Source organism: Nocardia sp. No.11 (genome assembly GCF_038752175.1).
Taxonomy (GTDB): domain Bacteria; phylum Actinomycetota; class Actinomycetes; order Mycobacteriales; family Mycobacteriaceae; genus Nocardia; species Nocardia canadensis.
The window spans coordinates 1-5310 of the sequence record NZ_JBCGFB010000212.1 but is presented as its reverse complement, the minus strand read 5'-3'; the positions used below and the strand labels follow the sequence as shown (position 1 = coordinate 5310).

Sequence of the window (5310 nt, the reverse complement as noted above, 5' to 3'; positions counted from 1 at the left end):
GTCGAGCTGGTCGCGCAGCGCGGCGTGGTCGGCGGGGGCGGCGCGTTCGGCGGCCAGGCGGGCCGCGAGGACCTCCAGGCTCTCGCGGACGTCGAACAGATCGCGCACATCGGTCACGGTGAAGGGCGCGACGATGGCCCCCTGCCGCGGCACGATGACGACCAGCCCCTCGCGCTCGAGCATCTGCAACGCCTCGCGCAGCGGAATCCGGGAGATCGCCAATTCGGTCGCGAGATCGCGTTCGACCAGCCGCTGACCGGGGCTCAGTCGCAGGTCGATGATCCGGTCGCGCAGCTCCTCGTAGGCCCGATCCCGCAGCGATTTCTTCGCAGGTTCCTCCGCCACCGCACCATCCTTCCGCGCCTGCACGTCCACCACGGTAGTACCGCGGGCCACCGGCGACCGTTTCTTACGTTTCGGTAATCCGCCCGTCATCTGCGGGCACGAAGCTGACACTTAACGGTATACCGCTAAGTGAGCGGTTCGTTCGATCAAGGAGTACCCCGTGCACAAGTCCACTCGGCGCGCGATCGCCTTCGGCTCGGCCGCTCTCGCCGCCGCCGCCCTGCTGTCGGCCTGCGGATCCTCCGATTCCGCTGCTTCGGGCGGCAAGCTCAAGGTCGGCGTGTTCTTCCCCGGCTCGCTGTCGGACACCGGCTTCATGCAGTCGGGGTATCTCGGGTACCAGCGCATCGCCGACAAACTCGGCGACAAGGTGGAACTGAGCAAGGTCGAACAGGTCGCCGCCAGCGACTACCAGCAGGCCCTGGTCCGCTTCGCTTCCACCAACGACCTGGTGATCTCCCTCGGCGGCCAGACCGACGCCGATGTGCGCAAGGTCGCCCCCCAGTTCCCGCATGTGAAGTTCGTCGAGATCGGCGGTCCCGCCGACGCCGCGCCGATGGCCAACCTCGCCTACTACGACCCGCAGCAGGCCGAGGCCGAATTCCTCAGCGGCGCGGTCTCGGCGGCGGGCGCGAAGACCGGTGCGGTCGCCTTCGTCGGCGGCGTCGAACTGCCCGCGATCGTCAACGCCGCCAACGCCTTCGGCAACGGCGCCCGGTTCGCCAAGCCCGACGTGAAGGTGCTCACCCCGCAGTACGTCGGCGACTTCAACGATCCGGCCAAGGCCAAGCAGGCCGCCTTGGCCGACTACGGCGCCGGCGCGGGCGCGCTGGGCCAGATCGTCAACCTCGGCAAGGCGGGCATGGAGCAGGCCGCGACCCAATCCGGCGCGGCCATGGTCGGCGGCCCGATCCCCGGCGACTGCACCAATCCGGTCTACCTGGGCTACGTGCACACCGACATCGGCGCCGAGGTCGAGTATGCCGTGAACGCCGCGCTGGACAATTCCTGGAAGGCCGAGAATGTCCGCTTCGGGCTCACCTCGCCCAACCACGGCACCGATTTCGTGCTGTGCAGCAAGGACGCGGCCGTCGCCGACGCGCTCGCCAAGGCGAAGACGGCCCTGTCCACCGGCGCGGTCGAGCCGTACTGATCCGATGAGCGCTTCCGCACTGACCCTGCAGGGATTGGGTAAGAGCTTCGGTGACGTGCAGGCCCTGCACGATGTGGACGTCACCGTCGAATCCGGCACCGTCCATTGCGTTCTCGGCGAGAACGGCGCGGGCAAGTCGACGCTGTGCAACCTGGTCTTCGGCGGCTACCGGCCCGACACGGGCCGGATGACGCTGGGCGGCACCGAGTTCCGGCCCGACTCCCCCGCCGCCGCGATGGCCGCGGGCGTGGCCATGGTCCACCAGCACTTCAGCCTGGTCACCACCATGACCGTCGCCGAGAACCTGCTGCTCACCCAGCGGGGCGTGCGGATGCGCCGGGCGGAGCTGACCGACCGGCTCGACGAGATCGCCCGCCGCTACCGGCTGCGCGTCGATCTCGACCAGCGGGTGGCGACCATGCCGGTCGGCGCGCGACAGAAGGTCGAGATCGTCAAAGCGCTGCTGCGCGATCCGTCGCTGATCCTGCTCGACGAACCGACCGGCGTGCTCGATCCGGCCGAGATCGATGCGCTGATCGACACCTGCCGCGCCGTCGCCGCCGACGGCAAGGCCGTGGTCCTGGTGACCCACAAGCTCGGCGAGGTCGCCCGGGTCGCCGACGCCGCGACCGTGCTGCGCCGCGGCACGGTGGCCGGGGGCGGGCGGATGTCGAACACCGGTATCGCGCAACTGCTCACCGCCATGGTCGGACGCACCGCCGCCGATCTGGACCCGACCGTGGCCGCCACGCTCGGCCTGGACACGGCGACCGAACCGGTGGCGCGCGCGGCGACCGAGCTCGGCGATACCGCCCCGGTGCTCGCGGTCGACCGCGTCAGCGCGCGACGCCCCGACGGCAGCGTCGCGCTCGACGAGGTCCGGCTCGCGGTGCGGCCGGGCGAGATCGTCGGCATCGCCGGTGTGGAAGGCAACGGGCAGAGCGAACTCGTCACCGTGCTGGCGGGCGGTGCCGCGGTCACCGGCGGCACCGTCACCCTCGACGGCACCGACATCACCGCGGCGCGTCCGGCCACCCGCACCGGGCTCGGGCTCGGGGTGGTCCCCGAGGACCGGCACCGCGACGCGATGGTCGCCGACATGACGATCGCCGAGAATCTGTTCCTCGGGCAGCTCGGCCGGTTCCGCCGGTTCGGCCTGCTCGACAAACGCGCCATGGGCCGGGCCGCGCAGGCCGAACTCGAGCGGTTCGACGTGCGGGCGGCGGGGCCGTGGGTACCGATGGGCTCGCTCTCGGGCGGCAATCAGCAGAAGGTGGTGCTCGCCCGGGAGCTGTCCACCGCGAACCTGCGCTGTCTGGTGGCCGCCCAGCCGACGCGCGGATTGGATATCGGCGCGGTCGATTTCGTGCTGACCCAGCTGCGCCGCGCCGCCGCCGACGGCTGCGGGGTGCTCGTGGTGTCCAGCGAGGTGCCCGAGCTGCTCGCCCTGTGCGACCGGGTCTTCGTCGCCTATCGCGGCGCGCTCGCCGGTCCGGTCGAGACCGCCGATCCGACGGCGGCCCAGCAGATCAGCGAACTCATGATGGGAGTCGCGGCATGATCGCTCCGCTCGCGAACCGAATCCCCCTGCGCCGGTGGGCGCATCAACCGCTCGTCGTGGCCGTGGCGGCGATGCTGGCCGCCGGGGTCATCGGACTGCTTCTGGCCGCCGCGGCCGGTGCCGCGCCCGCGGCGACGATGACCGCCCTGTGGGAGGGCATGTTCGGCAGCGACTACGCGATCGGGGCCTCGCTCAATGTGGCGGCGACCCTGATGCTGGTGGCGGTCGGCTTCACCATCGCGCACCGGGCCGGACTGGTGAATGTGGGTGGGGAGGGTCAGATCTGCGCGGGCGGCATCGCCGCCACCGCGATCGGCACCACTCTCACCGGCGCGCCCGCCGCGATCACCCTGCCCGCGGTCATCGTGGGTGCGGGGGCGGCGGGCTGGCTGTGGGCGGCCATCGCGGCGTACCTGCGGGTCCGGCGCGGCACCAGCGAGATCATCACCACGCTGCTGCTCAACTTCGTCGGCCTGGCGCTGGTGCTGCTGGTGGTGCACGAACCCGCGCTGCTGCGCCAGCCGGTGACGTCCTCGGAGACGCTGCCGCAATCCGAACCGCTCACCCCGGCGGCGCATCTGCCGCTGCTCGGCATCGAGCGCTCCCCCGCGACGATCGCCCTGTGGATCGCGGTGGCTGCGGCGGTCGGCACGGCGATCCTGGTGCGCCACAGCGCGCTCGGCACCCGGCTGCGGGCGGTCGGGCTCAACCCCGACGCGGCGGCCCGGCTCGGCTTGCCGGTACAGCGACTGCGCTTCCTGAGCCTGTCGGCCGCGGGCGCGTTCGCCGGCGTCGCGGGCGGATTGCTCGTCGCCACCGCGCCGTTCGTGCTCGCCGAGGGCTTCTCCTCCGGGTACGGCTTCTCCGGCCTGGTGGTCGGCCTGCTGGCCCGTGGCTCGCTGTCGGCCGTCGTCGCCGTCTCGCTGCTGCTCGGCTTCCTCGTCTCCGGCGGGATCAATCTGCAGCTGGCGGCGAACGTGCCCGCCTCGACCATCTCGGTCGTCGAGTCGCTGATGATCGTGTTCATCGCGGGCGCGGCGCTGTGGACCCGATCGTGGCGCAGGTCCGAACCCGCTTCGCCACCGACGGTTTCCCCGATCGACACCGCCGATTCCACCGACCTGGCAGGAGCGCCGCGATGAGCCTCGACACGGTCACCGACATCGCCACCAGCGGTATCGGTTTCACCCTGCCCATCCTGGTCGCCGCCAGCGGCGAACTGGTCAGCGAACGCGCGGGCGTGCTCAATCTGAGCCTGGAGGCGATGATGCTGACCGGCGCCTTCGCCGGTGTGCTGGGTGCCGTCACCACCGGTTCGCCGGTGCTCGGCGCGCTCACCGCCGTGATCGCCGCGCTGATCTTCGGTGTGCTGCAAGCGGTCTGGAGCATCGGCCTGCGGGCCGACCAGATCGTCGTCGGCATCGCCGCCAACGCGCTGGCCCTGGGCGCGACCACCTACGGCGCGCGGCTGCTGCTGGCCGACGGCAAGGGGCACGCCGTCCCCGGCTTCGACCCGCTGGCGATTCCGCTGCTGCACCGGATCCCGGTGATCGGTCCCGCCCTGTTCGGCCAGACCGCGCTCGGCTACCTGTGCATCGCCGTCGTCGCCGTCCTCGCGATCGTGTTCTCCCGGCGCACCAAGCTCGGCTTGGTCGTCGACGCCATCGGCGAGGACGCCGTCGCCGCCGACCGCACCGGCCTGTCCGTGCGGGCCGTCCGCTACGGATGCGTGCTGCTGGCCTCGGTCGCCGCCGGCCTGGGCGGTGCCCAGCTGGCGTTGTCGGAGGTGCATTCGTTCAGCGACAACATGACCGGCGGCATCGGCTATCTCGCCGTGGTCGCGGTGATCGCGGGCCGGTGGCGCGCGCTCGGGGTGATCTGGGCGTCGGTGTTCTTCGGCCTCGCGCAGGCACTGCAGTTCGCGCTGCCCGCGCTGGGCGTCGACGTGCCGTTCGCCCTGCTGGTGATGCTGCCCTACCTGATCGCGATCGTCGCCGTCAGCGGCCTGGTCGGCAACAGCCGCTCGCCGCGCGACCTGACCGTCGCCTTCGCCCGAACGTCCTGACCCGTCCCCGCTTTCGAGGAGCACCCGCGTTGACTCTGATCCTGTCGCATTCCGATGTGGCCGCCGTCCTCGACCGCGCCGAGGTGCTGGCCGCGGTCGAACGCGCGCACGCCGATCTCGCGCTCGGCACCGCGCTGGTCCCCGCACCGCCCGCCGTGACGCTCGGCGGCGCGGCCTTCGTGCCGA

At 71.6% G+C, this 5310-nt stretch carries 5 protein-coding genes; 4 read left to right on the top strand and 1 reads right to left on the bottom strand.

Annotation, left to right across the window (positions count from 1 at the left end; translation table 11 throughout):
* Positions 1-345 (bottom strand): GntR family transcriptional regulator (locus tag V8688_RS31115; protein WP_342802300.1); only part of this gene is annotated, 345 nt, incomplete at its 3' end.
* Between the two features lie 160 nt (positions 346-505).
* On the opposite strand from V8688_RS31115, the gene V8688_RS31110 reads away from it, so the two are divergent.
* Genes V8688_RS31110 through V8688_RS31095 form a run of 4 tightly spaced genes read left to right on the top strand, consistent with a single transcriptional unit; the run spans position 506 to position 5124 of the window.
* The gene (locus V8688_RS31110) at positions 506-1498 is read left to right on the top strand and encodes a BMP family protein (RefSeq protein WP_342802299.1); all 993 of its coding nucleotides are present in this window, start codon (positions 506-508) and stop codon (positions 1496-1498) included.
* Positions 1499-1502: 4 nt separating this feature from the next.
* Complete coding sequence (locus V8688_RS31105; RefSeq protein WP_342802298.1) at positions 1503-3059, top strand: ABC transporter ATP-binding protein; 1557 nt, start codon at positions 1503-1505, stop codon at positions 3057-3059.
* Positions 3056-4201, top strand: coding sequence for an ABC transporter permease (locus tag V8688_RS31100; RefSeq protein WP_218716364.1), 1146 nt, complete (start codon positions 3056-3058; stop codon positions 4199-4201). The genes V8688_RS31105 and V8688_RS31100 overlap by 4 nt, the downstream gene beginning before the upstream one ends.
* Entirely contained in the window at positions 4198-5124 is a 927-nt protein-coding gene (locus V8688_RS31095; protein WP_218716365.1) for an ABC transporter permease, read from the top strand. Before V8688_RS31100 ends, V8688_RS31095 begins: the two co-directional genes overlap by 4 nt.
* Positions 5125-5310: the final 186 nt, after the last annotated feature.